We start from the raw sequence: 26,747 nt of genomic DNA on the forward strand, positions 1-26,747 counted from the left end.
AAAAAAGAAAGAAGATAAAAATGAGTAGTATACCACAAGATATAATAATTGACTTAATGGATACCTACTGGGATAGACCGGATTTATTCCTGACGATGGTTAAATGATTCTAAAGTTAAAAACCTTTTAGAGTGGACTAAAACGGAAGTCTATATGAAAAAGCATGAAGATAGATGGTTTGCAACTGCTAAGACTGCAACAAGACCAGAAAATATGCAAGGCTTTCATGAAGATTATATGTTATTTGTAGTAGATGAAGCTTCAGGAATAACAGCTCCTATTATGGAAACTATACTAGGAACTTTATCAGGGCAAAAAAATAAGCTTTTAATGTGTGGTAGCCCGACTAGAACTAATGGGGTTTTTTATGATTTTCATAATAAAGATAGAGACTTATATAAAGCACATAAAGTATAATCCTTAGATAGTAAAAGAACTTCTAAAGATAATATAGAAATGATTAGAAGAAAATATCATGAAAGTTCTAACGTATGAAGAGTTAGAGTTGAGGGAGAAGTGAATCTGATGCTTTTATTCCTCTAGGGTTTGCTGAGTTAGATAAAGAAACAAAAGCGAATATAGATAATAGCGAAACTATACTACACTTAGGTGTTGACGTTGCTAAGTTTGGAGATGATGGAACAGGTATCACCCCAAGAATAAGTGGCAAAGTATTTAAAATCAATACCCATATCAAGCAAGATACTATGAAAGCCATAGGATATGTATAAAGACAACCGTAGAGTATATAAAGAAGTATCCTTTAGAAAGTAAGTATACGGATAGTTATAGAAGATCACGGAGAAGAGTATTGTAAAATAGAGATAGATTTTCTTTTATAATCATTGGCTTTACATGAACTAAAGCAGATCAATAGAAATAATAAAAGCAACTAGTCCTAGGATTATGACTAATACTTTTTATCTACACCTCTATTTCTACTCTGTTTAATAACTTCACTTATTAGACCTTGTATATGTTCAAAGATTTTATTATCCATAACTAAGTTATCAGGGCAATGGATATAGAAGTCAACAGCTTCATCATCTGTTTCTTTAATATACTCCTCTAGTGCTAAATGGAAATTTTGTGGACTTTCTTTGGCTGGTAAAAAGTCAATCGAGCACCGTAACATATCAGGGAGAATCTTTAATCTTTCAAAATTAGGCTCTCTTTTATCAACTTTATAGCTACTAATAGTTTTTGACTTACTCGTAGTGCTATTACTAGATCAACCTGAGATGAATTTCTAGAGATCCTTAATTTTTTAATTTAGAACTAAACTCATGTTATCATCTTCCTTTCTTTCTCTATTAGATATTACTTTATTATTATAAAAACAAATACTGGTCTTTATGTATATTCTAAAACATTTATAGATTAAATGAAGAAAAATGTAAATGACTTGTTTTTATTACATGCATTAAAATATAATGTACCGATATGTATAATAAGCTAAATAAAATAACAGAATCAGATGATATGTATGTATTTTCTGATGAGTATAGTGTTAATTTAAAGTTTGAAGAAGGCAAATGGCTAATCGTACCTGATGAGAATTTTGCTAATGCTACTTCGGTAAACTTAGTGCAAAGATTAAAAGATACTCAAGAAGAGATGACAGAAGAGTAAATCTTAAAGTACATAAGTAATACAATTTATAGTATAGAATATATGACATATTATAAATTATAATATTTAGTGAAAAACAAAGGAAAGTATCACTTATATGATACAAATCAAGATTTAAGGCTGTTTTTTCCGTGGATGTATAAGTGACGTTTAATTGCCTATACTATATAATGTAAGTACGATGTTGAAGATATAGTGACCTAGAGAAGTGAGAATTCTCTAAGTTACAGAGAGTTGATTACTCTCAATTAAAAGCCACATTATATTGTAAAAGCACTGTGTTGACGCACAGTGCTTTTGTGGTTCTTGTGATATGTTCATAGCTATAGCATTACTCTTAGTTTTTTCGAGAATTACGAACTCTCTTTTGATTAGAAAGAGAGAAACTACAAAACATATCTATTTGTTTTTAGGATGCTGATTAAGTAGTTACGATGCCTTGCTTAATCTCGCTAATAAATAGCCAAGATTAATACAAAGCACCATAACTCTGATTACCCCTACAACTAATTGAGCTTCTTCACTAGTCACAAAAACAGCTAAAAGCTCTATTATTATAGAGATCATCAGTAATACGATGTTGAAGATATAGCAACCCTCCCTTCATGCCTAAGGAATGCTATAGAATATAGTATAGACTTAATTAAAGGAAATGTCTATGCATGCAACATAATGAAAATATAGATACTTATAGCAGACACTTTTATAAGTGTCTTTTTTTATGCCTTGAAAGGATGTGATAAAAATTGTTTGATGCTAATTTAGTAAATAGAGGTGGTTCTTTTAGATCTTTTGGCGATCCTATAGTAAATATATATGAATGATAAAAGAGTTGTAGATTGGAGTTCTTTCAGAGTTGAACTTAATGGACTTGGAGCAGTGAATTCTTTTGATATAACCTTACCATTAAATGTCAAAATACAACTTCCACAAATGCATTTAAACAAATAGCACAGCAACATGGCTTAAACCCCATAGTTCCAATTGAAACAGGAACCCTTATAGGAGAATATGAGAAAGAGGATCATGTTGACGTAAAAAGAGTAAAAAGAGAGGTATCACATTGGGATTTTGTATTATATCTAGTACAAAACGAAGGTTTTACAACTAGGATAATAGGCAAAGATTGGTTCTTTGAACCACAAGAATATTTACCTAATTACGATAAGGAATCTTTAAACTTTACTTGGGGCTATAACATAGAAGAACCTTTTAGAATGGAAAGAGCGCCAAATGCTGCGAGAAACTTAATAGTAGAAGTTATCTCATGGATACCAGGTAAAAAAGTAGGTAAGAAAACTTAAAGTGGTCAAAGGATAGTTGAAAAAGCAAGCTTCACGGGAAAATCCACCCGTCAACATACTGTCGGTAATAAATATACTATGAGATATTACTATCCTAATCTTACTAGAGATCAGTGTCAGAGAAAAGCTCAAAGTATACTAAAGGATTTATCAAAAAAACAACTGTATGGATGTTTTAATACTGACTGGTTTTTAGAGTTGAATAATGATAGAAAGATTAATATTTTAGGAGTGAGATTTGGCCTTAGTCAAACTTACTTTGTTACTAAAGTAGCTATCTCAGGCTCTAAAGAAGATAGACTTAAATCGGAGGTTACCTTTAGTAATCTTCCATTAGTGGTAAGCTACATGAATATCTAGCCAAACCCTATACTCCTGAGGACATAAAAAAGTAGAAACAGAAGCTAGAGAGATACTTTTAAGAGTTGGTATTGAGTACGGAAAGGCTTGGATCAAAGAAGTTATAGAATGCAAGTATACTATAGCCCAAGTAAATGATAAAACAGTTAGGTCGTTGTATATAAAATATACTGTAAATGGAGAAGATGATCCATTAGAAATGAATTTTAATATGGGAGGTGTTTAAAATTAACTTTCCAAGTAAAGAAGAATTAACGCAAGTCTTAGTAAGTAATTTAGTAGGTTCAGATAAAAAAATAGATGATTTAAGAAATCAATGGTTTATAAAGCACTTAATTATAGCTTTAAGAGAAACTATATATATGCTGGTAGTCATGCTTAAGTTTGTTTACGACAATCTAACAGCTATAAGTGCAACTGGAGAAAAACTTGAAGAGATAGGAATCGAAGAAGGTGTGTATAGAAAAGAACCTACTAAAACTATTCATTCTGTGACTTTGCAAAAGAGTTCTCCTGTTACGAATGATTATCCTATAGCAGATAATTTCTTACTTACTACTACACCTATAGGTAGTACTCCACCTATTCAATTTAGAGTTAAGCCTGGTCAAGGTAAAAGGATATTAGCTGGACAATCTAATGTTACTGATGTCCTAGTCGAATGTACTGAATATGGAAGTATAGGAAATGTTCCAAGTGGAGCTATAAATCTTATAGCACAAGCGGGTCTTGATGAAGTATTGGACTCTAGGGTTGTGTATTATGGGCTTGATATAGAGGATATAGAAGTATATAGAAAAAGAGTACTAGATAAAAAGAAGAAGTTATCTGGTGGAGGAACTAGTAAAGATTATAAAATGTGGGCTGAAAGCGTGGAGGGAGTATTAAGTGCGACAGTGTACCCCAGATTAAGAGGTAATGGAACTGTAGATATACTTATTAATGATATAGATGGAATGCCTACAGCAGAACTAATAAGTAAAACAGAAAGTGAAATAGCAACTAAAACTCCTGCTGATCTTGCAGATGGGGCAATATTAGTTACTGGTGGAACTCCCTTACCTATAGATATTACATTATCTAATTGTATTTGGGCAAATGGCTATGATTTATTATCAGGAAAACCAATCATAGAAGATGCATTAAGAAAGTATATTAATCGTCAAGCTAATCAAGAAAGAGTTGTGAAGTTTATAGATATCATAGCTATAGCAAAATCAACTTATTTAGAATCAGACATAGATAGAAAGCCTATACTAAGTGACTTTACAATAATTACTCCTACTTCTAACATCACATTAGAAGATATGCAAACAGCAGTTGTAGGACAAATACTAATAACATAAAGGGGTGATATTATGGCTTTTAAGGACTTTTTACTAAGCTTCTTTCCTCATAGATCGATAGACCCTGATCACCCTAACAATATACGATTCTTTGGTAAGCTATCAAATGTTTTTAATTATATAGAAAAGTTAGTTATTCAAGTTAAAAAAGAGTCAGATATATCTACTGCAACTTATTCTATTTCGGCAAGAGAAGAAGAAGCAGGGATAGTTTCTGATACTTCTTTATCTATAGAGTTAAGAAGAGCCAACATTCTTGCACATAAAAGAAAAAGTGATGGATCAATAACCAAAGAGGAACTAATAAACGCTCTTAGAGCTTTTGGAATAGAAGTCTCAATCACTAATGTTAGTACACAACATTTAATGAAACTTAACATACTTAAACCCTATGGGGTTCCGGATAATCTTGAACATATACAAGCATTTGTTGAGGAAGTATGTAGAGCACATGTCGGAAAAGAATGGACATTTAACTCAATTTCATGGAATGAGTTTGATTCTTACGATATGACTTGGGATGAATTTGAAAGTCTTAATTTAACGTGGAATGAATTTGAAATATATGAAAGATAGAGGTGATTAAATGGCTAGTACAGAAAAGACGGGGTTTTTAGGTCTAAACCAATGGGTGGGAAGCGATAAACCTAAGCGACAGGACTTTGTAGATGATAATAAAAAGATAGATAACAGACTAAAAGAATTAAATGATAAGATAGTTAATTCTATTGGATATGGAGTTGATTATGGATTAGATGTAAAGCCACAGGCTATTCCAGATATGACAGTTAACATTTCTAGTGGTGTAGTTTATATGCCAGATGGAACAAAAGTGGAATTAAGTGAAGACATTTCTTTAACTGTTAATGCAGCAGATATAACTAATCCAAGAATTGACATAGTGTATATAGATGCAAATGGAAATATAGAATATTTAGAAGGAATACCATCACCTAGTCCAGTAGCACCTGCTCCACCTATAGGATCTCTCTTGTTGGCAGAAATAAATGTAGCAGCTAATGCAACAGCTATTACTTCTGATAGCATTGTAGATAAAAGAAAAATGAATATTACTATAGAAGAAATTAGCTCTCAAGTAAATATCAAAGTAGAAGAGATTGAATCTCAAGTAACTGATATTGCAAACAAAGTAGAAAACATAAGTGCTAGTGATATTGAGGTTCGAAGGGAATTATTAAGATTGGAGTCTCAACTTGCTAGGGAGAGGGAAAAGGATTTAAACTTAATTGTTCAAAATGTGAGTGGTTTAGGGATGTTTGACACCTTTAACACTACTGAATATGTAGATATGTCAACTACAACTGCTAAGTATAATTCACTGGGAGATAATTTTTCATTTGCTATAAATGACAGTGTTATCAGTGTACATGAAGATACTAATAACAATACATTGGTTTCCACTGACAACATAGCGATTGGAAGTTCAACTAAAGACGGTGCTAAGATATTATCAGTAGATTCTAATCACATCAATGGGGAAATATCTCACGTTATAGATTCCGACTCTAGTCTCAACGTTGCTAGCAGTTCAGTTAGGTCATCAGTAATATGTGATGATGGTATGAATTATTTCGCAGTTAGGAGTTCATCAAACAGCAATCAATATAATTTATATTATATTAAGAACGGTGTCATCACTACAAAGTGTGTAATCGGTACTAATAACACAGGTTACCCAGTACATTTAACCACTGATGGTAAATATATATTCGTACTTATATTCACATCAACTAGTAATTTAAAACTATTTGCTATAGACCCCGAATCTATAGTGGATGGTACTACATTGACATCTAGCAATTATATATCAGAGACTAACGGTACTTTAGGTACTTACAAAGTGATAACACTGTCAAGTGTTTCAAATATCGATATTGTATACACTGATAATATGATAGCGTGGACTACTATAACTAGAAGGTCGCCCGAGGCCAATGTTGAGAGTGTAACTACCACGTTACATAGGGTTGTCGACGGAGTTATAAATGTTAATTATTCTCAAATGTACTCACAAACTTGGGAACTTACATCGCCAATAAATTCTCCTAGAATACTAATTGGGTCTAACATGAATAAAGTGTCTATTTTATTTTTAAGAGCTTCACAATTCCAAGCATTTGATTATAAATTTAGATATAATGATTCAGAAGGTAAGTACAGTGTTACAACAGTGAATAGGGGTGTAGCCTCTAACGATGTCCAAGGTGCGTCGTTTGTCAGGTCGCTTTCACCAATAGTACGGGACAGTGTTGGAAATTACTACTTAATAGCCTATTGTAGTAGAATAAGTTCAACGGGTACAGGTATGCACTGCTTAAGGTCTATTGATGAAGGTAATTCGTGGCACGCTTATTCCACACTTGATGGTTCAAATAATAGTGTTAGCACTCCATCATTAACTATAGACTCGAATCAACGCTTAACTTCAATGTTTCCCCGAGTTAGTGGTGGGATTTTAAATCGTAGAATCTATACCAACTTAACAACTTCAACTGACAATTGGACTGAACCTCAAATGGTAACTGGTACTAAAACATCTGGGGTGATGATTACTGCCTCTGGGGAATATCCGTATTTCGACATTGTTATACCTCCAAATTATTATTTGGAGACTGACGGTATAGCACAGTACCAATGTGATTACACTGTCGATTATAATATTGATACTTACACATTGGATAAGACGGTTTCGTTTAATAAGTATGAGTCAATTCCTGTTTTCACTCCTGACAGGTATACTTTGGACATGGCAAGTCAAAATTATGGTATTACAGTCAGGAACCTCTTGGGTTATCTGACAGTTAACTCTAATAATAGCGTAAATGTTGTCAATAACGAGGTTGTGAACTCTAACTATCCTATAACGGGTAATATGAAGATATTATCAGGTTCAGATTCGTTCGACATTAATAGTGTGAGTGGAAGTTTAAATTATAAAGGTGTCACTGACAGGTTAATGACTAACCTTCCTAGTGTTTCATACGTTGGTAGATTGACAGTTACTAGTGATGGTACAATTGTAGTCCCAATAGTGTACCAACTGGGCACTGGTTGGGATTCCACTGTTATATATAGTAGGGACAGTGGAATAACTTGGACTTTACATCCATCAGCGTTGAGGATTGGGGGTGTAGCAGTGGGTAGTGAAAACTTTACAATGGATGTTGTTGAATATAATGGTAATATTGGGTTCGCAGTTACCAATATAAGCACTGATACATCAGCTACGTGGAGAAGTTTAAACTTAAATAGCTCGAACTATTTACAACAAGTAAACTTGTATAACGTTCCGGGTGATGTGACAACTAGTAATTACAACTCATTCTTTGCAAATGGACACGTATACTTCACACTTGGACTCAAGAACGGTAGCACTAAGAAGGTTTACTTATACGTATATTCTGTACAAGCAGATGGTTACACTCTCATTAATGTTCGTAATGCTGTTATTGAGTCCCATACTACACCCACATCAGGTACTGTTGGGGATAATGCCGTAAAGAGTGTTCCTTACGTTTACAATAGGCAGACTCATACGGTTACAGTGTTCTCAAGATATATAAGTGAAACACAATCATCACTTATATATGTTCTGCATAATTTACCAACTTCCAGTATAACTTATAGTTCGATAATTAATTCGACAGTGATTGATGATAACATTAACACTAAAACTATTGACTTTGATGTAATTGTAGACGGTGACACGATTAAAGTGGTGTATGTAAATTCTGATGGAGATATGGTTTATACTGAGTTTATTCCCAACCCTAAGCAAATATTAAAAAGTATAGTTATAGGTAAAGGTGTTTCCCCTAAGCTTACACCTTCTGACACATTACCATTACGATTGCTATATAAAGATGGTAATGTAATAAGGAGCATGTATTATGATTGAGAAACAGATATTTGGAGTAAATCTCCGATAGAAACCATTGGTGACACTATAGTAACGACTAATTATACTAATGATGATTCTATTCCACCATTTGTTATATTTGACAAAGATGGTAGGGAGCAACACGAGGGCAGTTTAATGAAATTTACAGGTTCAAATATTGCATATGATAATTATACCTTAGATGTTGGTAATCACGTTTTAAATGGTAAATACAATTCGTTGGATTTAGAAGTTTCGAGTAATAATATTAATGCGACTATTAACTTAGAAGGAACATATGGGGTTGAGTTTGAAGTTGATAGCTTGTCTATAAACGATGTTGATGTTTCAATTAAAGGTTCAAATATGATAGTTGATGATATTGTATACGGTGTCACCAACTAGTAAAAGGGTGAATTTAGATGGCAGTAATTAAGAATCAAGCAGTAATCCAAAGTATGAATTTTAAAAAGGATACAAATAGTACGGTGGCTGATTTAATCTTACAAGTTGCAAAAAACAAATAGCCTTAGAGAACATTAGTAACGAACTCGGATTAAACGAATCAGGAGATGTTGGGCTTGATGGTGTTAGTAAGATTAGTAATGCAGAAATGACAAGTGCTGACTTAATCCTAGCAATTGCTAGTCAGGATATAAGGATTACAAATATAGAGAATGAATTAAAGAATATCAAAAGCCGACTTGATTTACTAGAAGGGGTGAGGTAATGGAAATCAATTGGTTTATTAGAATTAAAAACTTATATGATAGTGGATGTTATAAACCTGAAGCGCTAGACACTTTCGTACAAGCGAAATTCATAACAGAGGAAGAAAAAATACTATTATTAACAAAGCAAAGTAGGCACTAGAGATAGTGTTTTTTATTTTGCCTTTTTTTAATTCAAAGGCGAGGTGTGAGATGGATATAACAAATATGGTAGCAACACTAGGCTTTCCCATAGTAGCTTGTGTGGGACTGGGGTTATTTATAAACAAAATTATAACCAAGGCTATGGATAGTACAGAAGAAAGAGAGAGTAGGATACTTACCGAGTTAAGTAAAGTAAATGACACTAATGATAACCTGGTGCAAACTAACGAAGAAATTGTAAAGACAAACTCTATCTTGGTTCAAGAAATTAGAACAGAAATGTCTGGCATAGGAAATAAGCTAGATAATTTAAAAGATGAAATGAGAAGAAAATAGAAACTAAGGAGGTTTTATTTATGAAAACAACAATGTTGGATCCTGGACACGGAGGAATTGATCCAGGTGCTACAGGCAATGGATATAAAGAAAAAGATTTAACATTAAAATTATGCCTAGATGTTAAAACGGAAGTAAATAGACATGGTTTAGGAGTACATCTTACTAGGACAGATGATAGATATGTTTCATTAAAAGATAGGAGTAAAATTGCTAATAACTTAAAAGTAGATTCTTTTGTTTCAATACATTTTAATTCAGCTAATAATGTAAATGCTAAAGGATTAGAAATATATCACTATCCTAATAGTACTAAAGGTCATGAGTTAGCTAGTAAAATACAATCTGAACTAGTTAATGCAAATCTATACTTAGCTAATAGGGGTGTAAAATCAGCCAACTTTGCAGTGTTAAGGGAAACAACAATGACATCATCTTTATTAGAAGTTTGCTTTATAAATAATGCTGAAGATATTAAATTTTTCATAAATAACTATGATAAGTATGTTCAAGCAATTACTAAAGCCATAGTGGAGTATCATGGAGTTAAGTATATTCCACCTAAACAAGAGATTTCAGCATCTTCCATAAAAGATATTGTACTTGTAGATGATAAAATTAATATCATGCTGCTATCTGAACACATTACAATAGATGGCTTTATAAAAGATGGAGTTACTTACGTTGATATAAATGATAACTATATAAGCATAAGACAGATATTTGAGAGCCTAGGCCTAACGGTTGGATGGGATAATGATCTTAGATTAATTACTGCAGATATTAATAAAGAATATAAATCTACTGATAACTCAATAGATGTTCTTTTATTAAGAAATAAAATTAGTGTAGATACAATCAAGCATGAAAATAAGAATTGCGTCAAGATAGACGGTGCTTACATTCCAGTTAGAGACATCTTTGAAAGTCTAGGATTTAAAGTAGAGTGGAATGAAGCTAATAACATGGTATTAGTAAATAAGGAGGATAAATAATGAACTTAATAACTGAAAACATCAACTCATTAGCACTAATAGCAACCACTACATTAGTGCTATTTTATTTATATAAGAAAGGTAAGAAAGTATTAGTTAAAAGAGTATTGAGAGATCTAGTAACAAAAGCAGAAGAACATTATACGAATGGACAAGGTAAAAGAAAGAGACAGTATGTTATAAAAGAGTTTTATAAGAAAGCTCCTATACTGAAAATCTTTTTATCTGAAAAAGAACTAGACAGTTTAATAGAGTTAGCAGTAGAAGAGTTAAAAGAAAAATTGAATTAATGTTTAAAAATAAAGGCTAGGCTATGGAATTAATCTATAGTCTAGCCTATTTTTTAATTGCGACCTTAAATTGCGATTTAGTTTAAATCATGTCAAATAGTTGGAAAATATGGTATAATAAATCAATTAAGATATAGTGTAACTTAAATACTTTATTTATAGAAGCTTAATATGAGTTGAGATTGAGTTTAGAGTAAATTGTCCTATAATTTGATTCACAATCGTTATTAAAAACGGAAGGAGATCTATAGTGAATAAATTACAGTCAAAGAATAATGATGTTGACAATACTTTAGCATGGACTTTAGCATTTTTACCAATTATGATTATGATATTGTGTCTAATATATATATTAATATTTGATACAAACAGTATTTCTGGTAAGTTGTTAAGATTTAGTATAATTAGTATCAACCTTAGCTTATGTATTCTTGATGAAAGAAAATTGAAAAAACTAGGATATGACACTGAAAATCTTTTGCTTTGGATTTTGTGCTTCACTCCAGCGTATCTTTTCGAAAGAGAAGATATATTGGACCAAAAAAGAAGTTATTCTATCATTCACATTATAGGATGGATGGTTCTAATCATTACTTCAATTATTTTCTTTCCTTAAAATACTATGCCGTATCATAGGTTATAAGCTACAAACTAGAAGGGGTGTTATACATGACTAATAAAACTCAAAACGTATTTAAGTATATTTCATTAGTTTTATTATTATCAGGTATAGCTGTTTGGGTATGGTATATTGTAACTATTATAATATTAGGCAGAATGCCTTATGGAGAAATTTTGATAACTGTACCAATAGGTATGTTTGGAGTAATGACGGGTCTGGTATCTAAAAACAATAAGTTAATAGTTTTAAATATTATACAAGCATTGGCTTTACCAGTATTGTTTTACATTGCTTCTTTTCAGGTGGCAGCAGAGTTAAAAAATAGATAAGAAATGGCAATTTAAAGCCATAGTCAGTTTTAAAATAATTTTTGATATAAATATATGGTTACGCTTTAAAACTCTTTAAAACTGAAAATAGAAGGTTTAAATTAAAGGGTAGGTTATAGATTGATTTCTATAGCCTACCCTGTTTTTATTTAATTATTTGTATGCTTCTTTATTGTTCTTTTTAAGTCCTATATACTAACTCTCACGTTTTATTGTTAATAAGAATGATGTTAGTATTAAAGAAGATACAATTGATGTACATAGTATAATAGAGTTTCGTTCATCTAGATTCAATATATTTATAGTAAAAGCTATTAGGGGTGTCGCCAGCAATTTAACATTTTTATACGCTAAGGGAATAAAAATCTCAAAATCAACATTTTGAGATACTCTAAGATTGGGTATTCATAGTATGTAGGGATACGGTAACGATCCGTAAAAGGCAGCCACAAGACATTATCTACTATTTTAATGTCTTGTGACTGCTTTTTGTTCGGAAAAAAGGAATGTTGTGCATTAAGCTTACTGTAGATTATGCTTATACTACGCTATTCAGTTTCATCTAGACACTAATGTTTTTTAACTTGCGACTAAAATTCAAAGTGTACAATAGACCAAACTAAATTTGTTTGTAAAGTAAGTTTCATACTTACATACTAAATGAAATAATTCTCTTTCCACGATTTGGGCCATTCTCAAAATCTTTGTGTGAATTTTTGATATCATCTAATGTAAAATGATATATTTTATCAACATGGATTTTTAGCTTCTTATCGGTATATAAACTAACAATTGAATGTAATGTCTCTGGTCTGATGTCACCTCTTATAAATTGTGCTTCGACGCCATATTCAACGGCCTTTTTTTGGTCAGGTACTCCAGCAGTAGAAAACATCTTGCCAGCAGGTTTCATTACTCTATAGCTCTTCTCCTGAGTCGTCCCGCCGATAGTGTCTATTACCAAATCAATATCTTGAAGGACTTCTTCAAAATTTACTGTTGTATAATCAACTATTTCATCGGCACCAAGTTCTTTAAGAAAATCCTTGTTACTTTCAGTTGCTGTTGTAATCACATAGACACCTGCATTCTTTGCAAGTTGTATAGCCATACTGCCAACACCACCTGCTCCACCATGTATCAAGACTCTTTGATTAGGCTTAACTTGACCATGACCGATAACAGCACTCCATGCTGTACAAGTAACTACTCCTAAGCCACCAAGAGGCACCAAATCGATATCACTTGGTACTTTAGCAACAAAGCTACTTTCATCTACAGCAATGTATTCCGAATATGTTCCCGTAAGAGTCACACCTGTAACGTAATCTCCAACTTGAAATTTTGTGACGGTTTCACCAATCTGGGTAACGATTCCAGAAAAGTCCTGACCTAGCAAATGTGGAAACTTAGGTTGCAATTCTGGGGGCATTGTTGCTTGCATCCCGCCTTTTCGCATCACTACATCAATATGATTGACACTTGTTGCCACCATTTTGATTAATAATTGGTTTGCAGTAATAGATGGTATGTTTTCATTAACCTCAAATAGAACATCTTCAGAACCGTAATCACGCATAAGAATTTTTCTCATAATATAAACATTCCTCTCTTTCTAATTTTATAAGATATAGTTTGTTGCTTACTCATAGTATAACTGGTATAATAAAAAAATAGAAGTACGATAAAAAAACATATATACTATCAAAAAGTATACTTTGAGGTGATTACATGAAAAATGAGAATTATGAAATAGATATAACACAATGCCCTATAGCACCTGTTCAAAAAGTAATTAGTGGAAAGTGGAATATGGTCATTATATATTTTTTAAGTCAAGGGGTAATGCGTTTTGGCGAATTGCAAAGAAAGCTTCCCGGTGTTACACAAGCAGCATTAACAAAACAATTAAGGTTATTGGAAGAATATAAAATGGTTCATCGAGAAATTTATAAACAAGTTCCACCAAAAGTAGAATATTCATTAACAGAGACTGGAATTAAATTTTTACCAGTTCTTACAGCCTTAGAGGAGTGGGCAACGGAGTATCAAGTATTAGAAAGTAGCGCATTATCATAGGAGCATATAAACTTTACCTAGATCTATCAGGATAACTGTAAAAGGAACTAGTTTATTAAACAGTTGAAATATTGATATCTAAAAATGACCTCCTAGCTTTAGTTTTAAGGAGGTTAAAAACAATACCAATAGGTATATGTCATAAAATAAACTAAGGAGTTAATCAAACTCCTTTTTATCTATAATTGCAAATGGTGCTATATAGGAAGATTGATGTTAGAAAATCCAATTTATGCCCCCAATATATAAGTAGCAACAAGCTATACCATAAAGTTAATCTATAATCTAGCTTGTTTTTTACTATCCCTTCATTTATCCGATTCTATTGATATTTTTGTTTTCTAATTATATTAAAAATACTCTAATTAAATCCCAATAATTCTGCTATAATAAATAGAGATTGATTTATGTACAAGGAGGAAAAGCTAATGAATGAACAAAACGTTGCAAACGTTGAATATAAGAATGTTATAGGTATGTATCATGTTGCTACATGGGGATGTCAAGCTAATGAACATGACTCTGAGAAAATATCAGGGATATTAGAGTCTTTAGGATATTTACCTGCCAACAACAGAGATGAAGCCGATATAATAATCTTTAATACTTGTCTAATTAGAGAAAATGCCGAGTTAAAAGTTTACGGTAATCTAGGAGAGCTAAAGTCCTTAAAAAGACAAAATCCTAATCTTCTAATTGGTATTTGTGGGTGCATGATGCAAAAAGAAGAAGTTAGAAACTTAATAAAAGAAAAGTATAGATTTGTAGATCTTATATTTGGTACTCATAATCTTCATAAGCTACCTGACCTAATATCAAGTAATAGGAAGTCAACAAAAACTATTGTAGATGTGTGGGAAGACGGATCAGATATAATAGAAGGGGTTCCTTCTAAAAGAAAATTTGATTATAAAGCTCTTGTAAATATAACTTATGGATGTAACAATTTCTGTACTTATTGTATAGTTCCATATACAAGGGGTAGGGAAAGAAGTAGAGAACCTGAAGATATATTAAAAGAAATTAAAGAGTTAGTAAAAAATAATTGTGAAGAGGTTACTCTTTTGGGTCAAAATGTTAATTCGTACGGAAAAACATTGAAAGAACAAATCTCATTTGCAGAACTTTTAAGAATGATTAATGAAATAGATGGCTTAGAAAGGATTAGATTTATGACTTCACACCCCAAAGACTTATCAGATGAATTAATATATGCTATTAGAGATTGTGACAAGGTGTGTAATCATGTACATTTACCTTTCCAGGCAGGAAGCAATAGCATCTTAAAAGCTATGAATAGAAGGTATACAAAAGAGCAGTATTTATCACTAGTAAAAAAATTGAAGCAAGAAGTCCCAGACATATCTCTAACAACAGATATTATAGTTGGATTTCCAGGTGAGACAGAAGAAGACTTTGAAGATACTTTAGACGTAGTTAAAGAGGTAAAATTTGATTCAGCATATACATTTCTTTATTCTATAAGGGAAGGGACACCGGCTGCTACAATGGATAATCAAGTACCTGATGATGTTAAACATAATAGATTTAGAAGACTTTTGGATACCTTAAACCCTATTATTTATGAAAACAATTTAAAATTTAAAGATACAGTTCAAAAGATACTTGTAGAAGAAGCAAGTAAATCAGACGAATCGATGTTAAGTGGTAGAACAGAAACTAGCAAATTAGTTCACTTTAAAGGTGAGAAAGACTTAATTGGAAGTATAGTCAACGTTAAAATAGATACTGTGAAGACCTGGTCATTAGAAGGTCATATTGTAGAAGATGAGCAGTAAAGTGAATCCTCTAGATAAAGCTAGAGAGCTAGGGTATGCTATTCTTCAATCAGTAGAGTATGAAAATTTAATTAAAGCAGAAGAAGATTATTATAATGATCCTGATGCCACATTGCTAGTTAAAAGATTAAATGATAAAAAATCTGAGTATAATTTACTAGATGATAAGTCTGATAAAGAAAATGAGATTAACAAATTGCAACAAGCTATTGAGAATAATACAGCTATACAAAATCTTTATCAATGTAAAAATAGATATAATAAACTTTTAACTAATATAGATAACATAATAAAATTTATAACAAACGAAAGTGAAAGAACTTCAATAGATACAGTCCATGAAAAAAGGGGCTGTAATGGTTGTTCAGGCTGTTGTAAAAAATAGACTAGTTAAACTAGTCTATTTTATTGTTCATATTTAATATGTTATAATAGTATTCAGTAAACCAGTTTGGAGGTAACTAATTTGGCAAAACTAACACCTATGATGAAACAATACTTTGAAATAAAAGAAAAATATACCGACTGTATTCTTTTTTTTAGACTTGGTGACTTTTATGAGATGTTTTTTGATGATGCATTAATTGCATCAAGAGAACTAGAGATCACATTAACAGGGAGAGAATGGGGACAAGAAGAAAAAGCTCCTATGTGCGGAGTGCCTTTCCATTCAGCAGATTCTTACATAGCTACTCTTGTAGATAAGGGGTATAAAGTTGCTATATGTGAACAAGTTGAGGATCCTTCTGAAGCTGTCGGAATAGTGGAGAGAGATGTGGTAAGGGTAGTAACACCTGGAACTATAATAGACACTAAAGCTCTAGACGAAAAAACTAATAACTACTTATGCTGTATTTACTTTGATTCTAATGATAGCTGTGCAGGTATTTCATATGTAGACATATCAACAGGTGAACTATACACCACTCAAATAGCTAGCAAAAAAGATACTTTAGTAAACTCTATAATAGATGAACTTGCTAAAATTAGACCTACTGAATTAATAGTAAATAATCTACTTATTAATGAAAATATGATAATAGATACAATTAGGAAAAAATTTAGTATATTTATAAATCCTTATCATGACTGGGCTTTTGAGAATCCTTTGGCTATAGATAATATTAAACGCCAATTTTCAACAATGAGTTTAAATGGACTTGGTCTCGCTGATAAAAGCTATTCTATTATATCAACAGGAGCTCTCTTAGAATATCTAAATGAAACTCAAAAAACTTCTTTAAAACACATAAATAATATAAATATTTACTCTCTAGAAAGCTATATGATATTAGATATAAACACTAGAAGAAACCTAGAGTTAACAGAAACCATTAGAGGAAAAAGCAAAAAAGGTTCCCTATTAAGTGTATTAGATAGAACCTCTACGTCTATGGGAGCTAGACTATTAAAGAAATGGATAGAAGAACCCTTAATAGATAAAGAGAAAATAGAATATAGACTAGATATAGTAGAATATTTTACAGAAAATATAATATTGATGAATGATATAAAGGAAATTCTTAAAAATGTATATGACATTGAAAGACTAATGGGAAGAATAGTTTATGGAAACTGTAACGGTAGAGATCTGATATCACTAAAAAGTTCTATAAGTAAGGTTCCAGAGTTAAAGTCCATACTAGAGACTTGTGATAGTAAAGAACTTATAAAATTAGGTAGGGAAGTAGACTGTCTTGATGATATACATGAACTTATAGATTTAGCTATAGTTGAAGAACCTCCTATAGCTATAAAAGAAGGAAATTTGATAAAACCTGAGTATGATGAAGAACTATCACTCTTAAAAGAAGCTTCTATAAAAGGTAAAGAGTGGCTTTCAAAACTTGAAGAAAAAGAAAAAAATAATACTGGTATTAAAAACTTAAAAATAGGATTTAATAGAGTATTTGGATATTTTATCGAAGTTTCTAAGTCGAACGTTAAACTAGTTCCAGATTACTTTATAAGAAAACAAACCCTAGCGAATGCAGAGAGATATATAACAGATGAGCTTAAAGAAATGGAAGAAAAGATATTAGGTTCTGAAGAAAAAATGGTAGAGCTAGAATATAACATATTTTTAAATATAAGAGATAAAATAAGAGCTAATGTAATTAGAATTCAAAATACCAGTAAAATAATCTCTGAGATAGATGTCATGAATTCCTTATCTTATTCAGCCTATGAGAATGACTACAAAAGACCTACAATTAATAGTAATGGAGTAATTGATATAAGAAATGGTAGACATCCAGTTGTAGAAAAAGTGCTAAGCAACGAGTCATTTGTTCCAAATGACACTCTTCTAGATTGTGATGACAATAGACTCTCTATAATAACTGGTCCTAATATGGCTGGAAAGTCTACTTATATGAGACAAGTTGCTTTAATAACTCTTATGACTCAGTTGGGAAGTTTTGTTCCCGCAGATGAAGCAAATATAAGTATAGTAGATAGAATCTTTACTAGAATAGGGGCATCCGATGACCTTTCACAGGGCCAAAGTACTTTTATGGTAGAAATGAGTGAAGTTGCGAACATATTAAATAATGGAACTAAAAATAGTTTAATAATACTTGATGAAATAGGAAGAGGTACTAGTACTTATGACGGTCTTAGCATAGCTTGGGCGGTGTCTGAATATATAAGTGATAAATCTAAGATGGGCTCAAAAACTTTATTTGCTACACATTATCATGAATTAACTGAACTTGAAGATAAACTAAGTGGAGTAAAAAACTATAAGATACTAGTTCAGGAAAATGAGAATGACGATATAATATTCTTAAGAAAAATAGTTAGAGGCGGAGCTGATAGAAGTTACGGTATCGAAGTAGCAAAATTAGCAGGAGTTAGAGAAGATGTTGTTAAAAGAGCATATGAAATACTACAAAGCCTAGAAGAAAATGATATAAATAGGTCTAAGAGTTCTCATCAAAGCTTTAATGAAATGACTAAAGTGAATAGAACAATAGAAAAGGATTCTAACATTGAAGTTCCTTTAGAACTTATAGCTATTAATAATAAACTTGAAGATGAAAATAATAAAAAAGAAGAGTTCATTAAAAAAATAAAGTCATTGGATATAATGAAAATAAGTCCATTAGATGCAATAAATATATTGTATAAACTATGGGAAGATTCTAACAAACTATCTAACGATTAGATATATATTTAAGTATACTTTGGCGGTGATACTATGAGTAAATTAATAAAACTTCTGGATGAAAAAACTATAAATAAAATAGCAGCAGGAGAAGTTGTAGAGAGACCTTCTTCTGTTGTAAAAGAACTAGTAGAGAATTCTATAGATGCTCAATCAACATCCATAACAATAGAAATCATAAGCGGTGGAAAGAAATACATTAGAGTAACGGACAATGGTGTAGGTATAAGTAAGAAAGATATTGAGTTAGCATTTTTAAGACACTCTACTAGTAAAATATCTAAAGTTGAGGACTTAGGTAGTGTTAATACCTTAGGATTTAGGGGTGAAGCACTCGCGAGTATTTCAGCTGTATCTCAGCTTGAAGTAATAACTAAAACATCTAGTGATTTAAGTGGAGTTAAAGCTATAATAAATGGTGGAGTAGTAAGAGAGAAATTAGATGTAGGTTGTCCAAAAGGAACAACTCTAATAGTCAGAAATCTATTCTATAACGTTCCTGTAAGACAAAAGTTTTTGAAGAGTGAAGGTACAGAAGCATCATATATAAGTGATATTGTATATAAGCTCGCTCTAAGCAATCCTGCAATTTCTTTTAACTATATAAAAGATAATAAACAGATTGTAAAAACACCAGGAAATGGAGATATGAAATCAACAGTTTATAGTCTTTTAGGTAAAAGCTTTTTAGATTCTACTTTTGAGCTATGTAGTGAAGCTAATGGAATAAAGATTCATGGACTAATATCTAACACCTCTTTTACTAGAGGAAATAGGAGTTCTCAATATATTTTTGTGAATGGAAGATATATTAAAGATGAAAATATATCTAGATCTGTAGAAGATAGTTATAGAACTGTAATACCTTCAAATAGATATCCTGTATTTTTAATTTTTATAGATATAGATTCTATTAATTTAGACGTAAATGTACATCCTACTAAAACAGAGGTTAGATTTTCAAATAAAGATATAATAAATAAGTTCTTATATAATAGTGTAAAAGACACTCTACTTTCAAATAATCTTATACCTAAGGTATCTTTTTCAAATAAAATTCCGGAGAATAAGAATAAATCATTGAAAGAAGAACAAGTTATATTAGACATAATTGATGATAGTATAAAAACAGCTTCAAATATCGATGCACATAATTCATTTAAAAAAAATTCCAACATAATTAAAGACAATTTATCTTTATATGAGCAAAGTACTAATACGAAGGTGGATATAAAAAATATAAATGAAAATTTAAAAATTGTAGATTTTAATATGACAGAAAGCAATGAAGACAAAATAAATGAAAATCAATGCGATAGTTATGAAAATTGTAGCTGTAATAAAAGCTATCATATAAAAACAAATAATACCCAAAATAGAAGAATACCAAAACTTAAAATAATAGGTAGATTATTTGATACGTATATATTAGGGGAAGATAAAGTAAAAAATACACTTTATTTAATAGACCAACATGCTGCTCATGAAAGAATTATGTACGAAAAATTTAAATATCAGCTAGAAAATCAAGATGTTTATATACAAAGCCTAATGTTACCAGAAGTAATAAACTTAAGTCAAAAAGAAATAGATTTAGTAAGAGAAAATCTAAGTACTTTTACAAAATTAGGTTTCAATATGGAGGAATTCGGTAATAACGCTATAATTCTTAGAGGTGTTCCTCTAGTATTTGGAAATCCAAATTCTAAAACCTTGCTATTGGATATAATAGATAATTTAGAAGATGGAGTGAAAAGCAACTATGACTTACTATTAGAAAAAATAATGAAATTAGCCTGTACGAGTGCCATAAAGGCAAAAGATAATATAGAAGATATAGAAATTGAAAAACTCATGGAAGACTTAGAGCTTACAGAAGAGCCTTTTACTTGTCCTCATGGAAGACCTATAATTATAGAAATAACAAATTACGAATTAGAAAAGAAATTTAAAAGAACTTAATAAAGGATGATTATATGGAAAATAAAAAACCATTATTTATTTTGGTAGGTCCAACCGCTATTGGAAAAACTAGCTTATCCATAGAGCTTGCTAAAAGACTAAATGGTGAAATTATATCTGCTGACTCTATGCAAATATATAAGTATATGGATATTGGAACTGCAAAAATAAAAGATGAGGAAAAAGAAGGCATAGATCATTACTTAATAGATGAAGTATGTCCAGATGAAGAATTTTCTGTTTCTGATTTTCAAGATAGAGCTTGTAATTATATTGAGATAATCTCACAGAAAAACAAACTTCCAATGGTAGTTGGTGGTACTGGATTATATATAAATTCACTAATTTATGACTTGGATTTTTCTAATGCTGTGTCAAACTGGAGCTTAAGAGAAGAGTATACTAATAAGGCTAGTGTATATGGTAATAAATATATATTTGATGAGTTGAAAAAAGTAGACCCTGAGTCCGCACAAAGACTGCATATAAACGATACTAAGAGAATTATAAGAGCGTTAGAAATATATCATGAAACTGGAAAACCTATGTCTGAATTTTATAAGGATTTTAGACAGCCTAGCAATAAATTTAAAATAGTTATGGTTGGGCTAAATATGGATAGAGATGAACTATACAATCGAATAAACAAAAGAGTTGACATCATGATATCTGATGGACTTATAAATGAGGTGAAAGTTCTCCTAGATAAGGGTTATAGCGAAAAGTTAACGTCTATGAAAGGAATAGGTTATAAAGAAATTATAAAATATTTGAACGGAGAATATTCACTAGAAGAAGCTATAGATACTTTGAAAAGAGAATCTAGGAGATATGCTAAAAGGCAATTAACGTGGTTCAGGAGAGAAAAAGATATGTATTGGATCAATATAGATGAATTCAAAACTAAAGATGAAATATTAAATAATATTATCAATTATATAAAGGAGAGTTTAAATATAAGTAGAATATAGATAATTAATTGGGGGGAATAACTTTGAAAAATATAGTCAACTTACAAACTACTTTTTTAAACAAAGTAAGAAAAGAAAATATAATTATTACTATCTATTTATCTAATGGATATCAATTAAAAGGTCGAGTTCAAGGTTTTGATAATTATACAATAGTCCTTGATATTGATGGTAAACAACAAGTTATATATAAGCATGCTATTTTAACTATGTCACCTGCTAGAAACGTAGATTTCCAATAATTTAAAACAAAATTATTTCTCTATGAAGATTCTAAAAAGTCTTAACTTTAAATTTAAAGTTAAGACTTTTTTTATTTGAGTATTTTTTTGGATGACAACTAATATATATTATAGTAGTTTCAGAGGTGATTATTATGGACAATGAAGTTTTAAACTTATATAGAGCAGGTAAAGTTTCTTTAAACGAAGTGTTAGAGAGTATGTCTTCAAATAATAAATATTACGATAAAAATGAATCTAAAGTTAAAACAATGGAGAAATCTAAAATAGATATTGAAAAAGAAAAGTTAAAATCAATTACATTAGAATTTGATAGTCTTATAGGTCTTACAAATGTAAAATCATTAGTTAAGGAAATTCAAGCATTTATAGAAATACAACGAAAACGTGAGAATGAGCAATTAATCGCAGAACCAGTTGTTTTACATATGATATTTAGAGGAAATCCTGGCACTGGTAAAACTACTGTAGCTAGAATAATAGGAAAAATGTTTAAAGAGATGGGATTACTAAAAAATGGACACTTGGTTGAAATTGAAAGAGCAAATTTGGTTGGAGAGTATATAGGTCATACAGCCGGTAAAGTAAAAAAAGAAATTAAAAGAGCGCTAGGAGGTATTCTTTTCATAGATGAAGCATATTCACTAGCTAGGGGTGGTGAAAAAGATTTTGGAAAAGAAGCTATAGATGCTTTAGTTAAGGCTATGGAAGATCATAAAGATGAATTAATACTTATTCTAGCAGGTTACGGTGATGAGATGGATTTATTCTTAGATAGCAATCCTGGTCTTAGATCTCGTTTTCCTATTAATCTAGACTTTAAAGATTATAGTATAAGTGAGTTAATAGAAATAGCAAAAAAAATATCATGTGAAAAAGAATACAAATTAACGGATGAAGCAATAAATAAACTGAAACGTGTATTAGCACAGAAGCCGGATTCTAGAACCAATGGAAACGCAAGATTAGTTAGGAATATTATTGAAAGATCTTTTAGAAAGCAGGCTGTAAGATTACAAAATAAAAAGAATCTTAATAGAGAAGATTTAATGTTAATTATAGACGATGATATACAAGGAGATGACGTATATTGAAAAATGCTATTATAATAGGAAAAACTAATGTAGGTAAATCTTTGTTTCTCGTTAATTTTGCTGAATATTTAGGCTATGAAAAAGTATATATTACCATAGAGTATCCAGACGGAAAAAAACTTAATAAGCAAATGTCTACGGAGCTTGCTAAAAAATATCTATCATCAAGTAAAGATTATAAAACTCGAGCATTACAATCTCTAGATATAAAACTACCTGTATATAAAGGAAAGAAAGAAATCAAAGTAGTTGATTCTAGTGGTCTTGCAGATGGAATACATCCTGATATAAGTGTAAGAAACAGCATGATCCAAACTTTAGAAATGCTATTTAGTTCAGATATTATAATACATATAGTTGATGTGACTGATTATTTAGATAGCAATAATCTTTGGAACAATAATATTATTGATCGACAACTAGCTGACTATGGAATACCAAAGTATAAATATTTATTATTGGCTAATAAAATTGATTTGGATGAAAATGAAGATGGGCTTAATAATTTAAGTAAGTTTTTCCCTAAGGTAAAGATAATACCTGTTTCTGCCTTATATAAAAAAGGATTTAAGGAGGTGAAAGATTTTGTTTTTAAATATATATAATTTAAAGCTATTAGTTTGTATATCTATAATATCAATTATTATTAAAATAATTGATAATGTAGTTGACAATGAAGGGTATGTAGATGAAAGTAAACTTTTACCCGAAAAAGGAATACTTCCATATGTAGTTATTATGATGGGTGTTGCTAGTATGCTAAATATAAATATTACAGTATCTTTAATATTTAGTGCCTATATTGTGGGTATGTTTGAAAACTTAAATATGACCTTTTTATTTAGTCTAAAGGGATATCAAGAATCTATCATAGTAGCTATTTTAGGTATTCTATTTATAGGATTTAATGATATGATATCTTCTATATTAGTAATATCATCTATTCAATTGATAGACGATCTGATTGATATGGATAAAGATAGAATTACTCAAAATAAAAATTATGCATTAAAATATGGAATAGTAGAGGTATCTATAGCTACCATTATACTATTTTTAATAGCTCTATTTATGTCTCCAAACAAAACTATAATTTCATTTTTAGTATTTGGAGTTTTTCAGTTTATTGAAAACTTTATAATATGGAGGAGTTTAAATGGAACTAGAAATAGTTAATATATATATATTACTGTCATTATTGTTAGGCTATGCTATAGGCAGAAGAATAGGTGTTAAACAAGGAATAGAAGAAGGTTTAGCATTAGCTCCTTTGAAATTTAAAAAGATATGCTTAATATGAGCAAGTGCCCTATATGTAATAAAGACAATTGAATATAATTTTTCTATATGATACAATACAGAAGAAAAAACAGTAGCAGAGGTGGATATTTTGAATAAGGATACTATAAATATATTATGTAAACAATTTGAGATAGAAAAAGAAGTCATAAATTATATAAATGATAAAGAACAACTAATAAAAAAAGATTTTTTTTCAGATATTGATGATGTAAAAGAATACAATCAATATAAAGTTATAATTGCTATGCAAAAAGCTAAGTTAAACTCTTCGCACTTCGGATGGACTACAGGCTATGGATATGACGATATAGGTAGAGATAAAGTAGAAGAAGTATACTCTTATGTATTTGATACTGAAGATGCCTTAGTAAGACCTACTATTGTATCTGGAACCCATGCCATTACATTAACTCTTTCTGGTATATTGAAGCCTAATGATGAGCTTATATACATAACAGGGAGCCCTTATGATACTTTAAAAAAAGTCATAGGCATAGAAGGTGACATGAGTGGAACTTTAATTGATTATGGTATAAAGTACAAAGAAGTTCCTTTAACTAAAAACAATGAAATGGACATAGACGCTATAATTAACTCTATATCTGAAGATACTAAAATGATAGCTATTCAAAGGTCAACCGGTTATAGTGATAGAAATGCTTTTACTATAGATCAAATAAAGAAATCTATAGATGCAGTAAAAAGATACAATGAAGATATTATAGTTTTTATAGATAATTGCTATGGTGAATTTATAGAGAAACTAGAACCTTCTAACATAGGAGCAGATATAATGGCTGGATCCCTGATTAAAAATCCTGGTGGAGGCCTTGCACTAACAGGAGGATATGTTGTTGGAAGAAAAGATTTAATTGAATTGGTAGCCAATCGAAGTACTGCACCTGGTATTGGAAAAGAATGTGGTCTTACCTTTGGAATGACTAGAACTGTTTTACAAGGCTTATTTTTAGCCCCTCATGTAGTTTCAGAATCTTTAAAAGGCTCTTTATTAACAGCAGCAGTATATAAAGGATTAGGCTTTAGAGTTGTACCAGATCTCTATGACAAAAGAAGTGATATAATACAGGGTATAGAATTTGAATCTAGTGAAAAAATGATTAAATTTTGTCAAGGAATTCAAAGTGCATCACCAGTAGACTCTTATTTTGCACCTATACCTTCTGAAATGCCTGGGTATAAAGATGAAGTTATAATGGCAGCAGGAGCATTCGTTCAAGGGTCATCTATAGAACTTAGTGCTGATGGTCCTGTTAGAGATCCTTTCTTTGCATACTATCAGGGTGGACTTACTTATGAGCATTGTAAGTTAGGTGTAATGAAAAGTTTAAATAATCTATATACCAGTGGACTTGTAAACATAATTTAAATTTGACAAAGCTAATAAAAAACATAACCCTAGTTTAGCGAGATGCTAATCTATAGTTATGTTTTTTATTATAATTTTCTAAACAATCCTATAACCTTACCTAAAATAGTAACTTCTTTGGTTAATATAGGTGCCATTTGGTCATTTTCAGGCTGCAACCTTACAAAATCTTTTTCTTTAAAAAATCTTTTAACTGTAGCTTCTTGATTTAATAGAGCTATAACTATATCTCCATTATCAGCTGTATTTTGCTGATGAACTAAAATAAAATCTCCATCAAATATACCCGCATTTATCATACTCTCTCCTTTTACCCTTAGCATAAAAGGATTATTAGCTCCCTTTAGAAAATTAGCAGGCAAAGGAAATGTATCTTCTATATTTTCTATAGCCAGAATAGGCTCTCCCGCAGTTACAGATCCTACAATTGGAACATCTACAACTTCTTTTTTAGCATATAAAGTGAGGTCTGTATTCTTATCTAAAATTTCTATTGCTCTTGGTTTAGTAGGATCTCTTCTTATGTATCCTCTTTTTTCAATTTTCTCTAAATGTCCATGAACACTAGATGTTGACTTTAAGTCTACAGCTGTACATATTTCTCTCACTGATGGAGGATAGCCCTTAGTCCGAGTTTCTTTTTTTATAAATTCTAATATTTCTATTTGTTTAAAAGACAAATCATCACACATAGTATCAGCACCTCACAATTATAATTTATATCATTATAACATATATTCAAGCAATGTTCA

The 26,747-nt window shown here is 30.7% G+C and carries 29 protein-coding genes; 26 read left to right on the top strand and 3 right to left on the bottom strand.

Features of this window, described 5'->3' with window-relative positions:
- Nucleotides 1-153 precede the first annotated feature (153 nt).
- Complete coding sequence (locus CURI_RS16130; protein ID WP_014967643.1) at nt 154-417, top strand: hypothetical protein; 264 nt, start codon at nt 154-156, stop codon at nt 415-417.
- A 493-nt stretch (nt 418-910) separates the two neighbouring features.
- On the opposite strand, the gene CURI_RS07510 is transcribed toward CURI_RS16130, so the two are convergent.
- Nucleotides 911-1,135 carry a hypothetical protein gene (locus tag CURI_RS07510; RefSeq protein ID WP_014967645.1) on the bottom strand — a complete coding sequence of 75 codons (225 nt, stop codon included), beginning with the start codon at nt 1,133-1,135 and terminating at the stop codon, nt 911-913.
- A gap of 308 nt (nt 1,136-1,443) precedes the next feature.
- On the opposite strand from CURI_RS07510, the gene CURI_RS07515 reads away from it, so the two are divergent.
- The 13 genes from CURI_RS07515 to CURI_RS07565 all read left to right on the top strand — a co-directional run bounded on the left by CURI_RS07515 (nt 1,444) and on the right by CURI_RS07565 (nt 11,990).
- A complete protein-coding gene (locus CURI_RS07515; RefSeq protein ID WP_014967646.1) occupies nt 1,444-1,632 on the top strand; it encodes a hypothetical protein in 189 nt (62 codons plus the stop codon).
- Between the two features lie 816 nt (nt 1,633-2,448).
- Nucleotides 2,449-2,583, top strand: a complete 135-nt coding sequence (locus tag CURI_RS16365; protein WP_014967647.1) for a hypothetical protein — start codon at nt 2,449-2,451, stop codon at nt 2,581-2,583.
- Nucleotides 2,584-3,014: 431 nt separating this feature from the next.
- On the top strand, nt 3,015-3,296 hold the full coding sequence (locus CURI_RS16135; protein ID WP_014967648.1) for a hypothetical protein: 282 nt from the start codon (nt 3,015-3,017) through the stop codon (nt 3,294-3,296).
- Between the two features lie 218 nt (nt 3,297-3,514).
- Nucleotides 3,515-4,642 carry a baseplate J/gp47 family protein gene (locus CURI_RS07525; RefSeq protein ID WP_014967649.1) on the top strand — a complete coding sequence of 376 codons (1,128 nt, stop codon included), beginning with the start codon at nt 3,515-3,517 and terminating at the stop codon, nt 4,640-4,642.
- A gap of 12 nt (nt 4,643-4,654) precedes the next feature.
- Nucleotides 4,655-5,218 (top strand): putative phage tail protein, encoded by a 564-nt coding sequence (locus CURI_RS07530; RefSeq protein WP_014967650.1) that lies wholly within the window; start codon nt 4,655-4,657, stop codon nt 5,216-5,218.
- A 10-nt stretch (nt 5,219-5,228) separates the two neighbouring features.
- On the top strand, nt 5,229-8,561 hold the full coding sequence (locus CURI_RS07535; protein ID WP_014967651.1) for a sialidase family protein: 3,333 nt from the start codon (nt 5,229-5,231) through the stop codon (nt 8,559-8,561).
- Nucleotides 8,562-8,699: 138 nt separating this feature from the next.
- Nucleotides 8,700-8,948 (top strand): hypothetical protein, encoded by a 249-nt coding sequence (locus CURI_RS07540; protein WP_014967652.1) that lies wholly within the window; start codon nt 8,700-8,702, stop codon nt 8,946-8,948.
- A gap of 324 nt (nt 8,949-9,272) precedes the next feature.
- Entirely contained in the window at nt 9,273-9,416 is a 144-nt protein-coding gene (locus CURI_RS15365) for an XkdX family protein (protein WP_081580427.1), read from the top strand.
- A 50-nt stretch (nt 9,417-9,466) separates the two neighbouring features.
- Entirely contained in the window at nt 9,467-9,754 is a 288-nt protein-coding gene (locus tag CURI_RS07545) for a hypothetical protein (RefSeq protein WP_014967653.1), read from the top strand.
- Between the two features lie 20 nt (nt 9,755-9,774).
- A complete protein-coding gene (locus tag CURI_RS15040) occupies nt 9,775-10,749 on the top strand; it encodes an N-acetylmuramoyl-L-alanine amidase (protein ID WP_014967654.1) in 975 nt (324 codons plus the stop codon).
- Nucleotides 10,749-11,039, top strand: coding sequence for a phage holin, LLH family (locus tag CURI_RS07555; RefSeq protein WP_014967655.1), 291 nt, complete (start codon nt 10,749-10,751; stop codon nt 11,037-11,039). The genes CURI_RS15040 and CURI_RS07555 overlap by 1 nt, the downstream gene beginning before the upstream one ends.
- Nucleotides 11,040-11,289: 250 nt before the next feature.
- Entirely contained in the window at nt 11,290-11,655 is a 366-nt protein-coding gene (locus CURI_RS15845) for a hypothetical protein (RefSeq protein ID WP_014967656.1), read from the top strand.
- 53 nt (nt 11,656-11,708) lie between these two features.
- Complete coding sequence (locus tag CURI_RS07565) at nt 11,709-11,990, top strand: hypothetical protein (RefSeq protein WP_014967657.1); 282 nt, start codon at nt 11,709-11,711, stop codon at nt 11,988-11,990.
- 649 nt (nt 11,991-12,639) lie between these two features.
- Here CURI_RS07565 and CURI_RS07570 read toward each other — a convergent pair.
- The gene (locus CURI_RS07570) at nt 12,640-13,584 is read right to left on the bottom strand and encodes an NADP-dependent oxidoreductase (RefSeq protein WP_014967658.1); all 945 of its coding nucleotides are present in this window, start codon (nt 13,582-13,584) and stop codon (nt 12,640-12,642) included.
- Nucleotides 13,585-13,721: 137 nt separating this feature from the next.
- Here CURI_RS07570 and CURI_RS07575 point away from each other — a divergent pair, with 137 nt between their 5' ends.
- The 12 genes from CURI_RS07575 to CURI_RS07625 all read left to right on the top strand — a co-directional run bounded on the left by CURI_RS07575 (nt 13,722) and on the right by CURI_RS07625 (nt 25,995).
- Nucleotides 13,722-14,069 (top strand): winged helix-turn-helix transcriptional regulator, encoded by a 348-nt coding sequence (locus CURI_RS07575; protein ID WP_014967659.1) that lies wholly within the window; start codon nt 13,722-13,724, stop codon nt 14,067-14,069.
- A 428-nt stretch (nt 14,070-14,497) separates the two neighbouring features.
- The gene (gene miaB, locus CURI_RS07580; protein WP_014967660.1) at nt 14,498-15,868 is read left to right on the top strand and encodes a tRNA (N6-isopentenyl adenosine(37)-C2)-methylthiotransferase MiaB; all 1,371 of its coding nucleotides are present in this window, start codon (nt 14,498-14,500) and stop codon (nt 15,866-15,868) included.
- On the top strand, nt 15,858-16,253 hold the full coding sequence (locus CURI_RS07585) for a YlbF/YmcA family competence regulator (protein ID WP_014967661.1): 396 nt from the start codon (nt 15,858-15,860) through the stop codon (nt 16,251-16,253). Before miaB ends, CURI_RS07585 begins: the two co-directional genes overlap by 11 nt.
- An 81-nt stretch (nt 16,254-16,334) precedes the next feature.
- Nucleotides 16,335-19,037: a DNA mismatch repair protein MutS gene (gene mutS / locus CURI_RS07590; RefSeq protein ID WP_014967662.1), complete on the top strand. Its 2,703-nt coding sequence runs from the start codon at nt 16,335-16,337 to the stop codon at nt 19,035-19,037.
- 33 nt (nt 19,038-19,070) lie between these two features.
- On the top strand, nt 19,071-20,999 hold the full coding sequence (gene mutL / locus CURI_RS07595; protein ID WP_014967663.1) for a DNA mismatch repair endonuclease MutL: 1,929 nt from the start codon (nt 19,071-19,073) through the stop codon (nt 20,997-20,999).
- 14 nt (nt 21,000-21,013) lie between these two features.
- Nucleotides 21,014-21,970 (top strand): tRNA (adenosine(37)-N6)-dimethylallyltransferase MiaA, encoded by a 957-nt coding sequence (gene miaA / locus CURI_RS07600; RefSeq protein WP_014967664.1) that lies wholly within the window; start codon nt 21,014-21,016, stop codon nt 21,968-21,970.
- A gap of 23 nt (nt 21,971-21,993) precedes the next feature.
- Complete coding sequence (hfq, locus tag CURI_RS07605; protein WP_041701662.1) at nt 21,994-22,212, top strand: RNA chaperone Hfq; 219 nt, start codon at nt 21,994-21,996, stop codon at nt 22,210-22,212.
- A 134-nt stretch (nt 22,213-22,346) separates the two neighbouring features.
- The gene (locus CURI_RS07610; protein WP_014967666.1) at nt 22,347-23,306 is read left to right on the top strand and encodes an AAA family ATPase; all 960 of its coding nucleotides are present in this window, start codon (nt 22,347-22,349) and stop codon (nt 23,304-23,306) included.
- Nucleotides 23,303-23,911, top strand: a complete 609-nt coding sequence (locus CURI_RS07615) for a GTPase domain-containing protein (RefSeq protein ID WP_014967667.1) — start codon at nt 23,303-23,305, stop codon at nt 23,909-23,911. Before CURI_RS07610 ends, CURI_RS07615 begins: the two co-directional genes overlap by 4 nt.
- Nucleotides 23,892-24,482, top strand: a complete 591-nt coding sequence (locus CURI_RS07620) for a hypothetical protein (RefSeq protein ID WP_014967668.1) — start codon at nt 23,892-23,894, stop codon at nt 24,480-24,482. Before CURI_RS07615 ends, CURI_RS07620 begins: the two co-directional genes overlap by 20 nt.
- Nucleotides 24,463-24,606: a hypothetical protein gene (locus CURI_RS15850; protein WP_187287390.1), complete on the top strand. Its 144-nt coding sequence runs from the start codon at nt 24,463-24,465 to the stop codon at nt 24,604-24,606. The genes CURI_RS07620 and CURI_RS15850 overlap by 20 nt, the downstream gene beginning before the upstream one ends.
- Nucleotides 24,607-24,696: 90 nt before the next feature.
- Nucleotides 24,697-25,995 carry a methionine gamma-lyase family protein gene (locus CURI_RS07625; RefSeq protein ID WP_014967669.1) on the top strand — a complete coding sequence of 433 codons (1,299 nt, stop codon included), beginning with the start codon at nt 24,697-24,699 and terminating at the stop codon, nt 25,993-25,995.
- A gap of 68 nt (nt 25,996-26,063) precedes the next feature.
- Here the strand turns inward: CURI_RS07625 and lexA are convergent, their stop codons facing one another.
- The gene (gene lexA / locus CURI_RS07630; protein ID WP_014967670.1) at nt 26,064-26,687 is read right to left on the bottom strand and encodes a transcriptional repressor LexA; all 624 of its coding nucleotides are present in this window, start codon (nt 26,685-26,687) and stop codon (nt 26,064-26,066) included.
- Nucleotides 26,688-26,747: the final 60 nt, after the last annotated feature.

Source organism: Gottschalkia acidurici 9a, assembly GCF_000299355.1.
Taxonomy (GTDB): Bacteria; Bacillota; Clostridia; order Tissierellales; family Gottschalkiaceae; genus Gottschalkia; species Gottschalkia acidurici.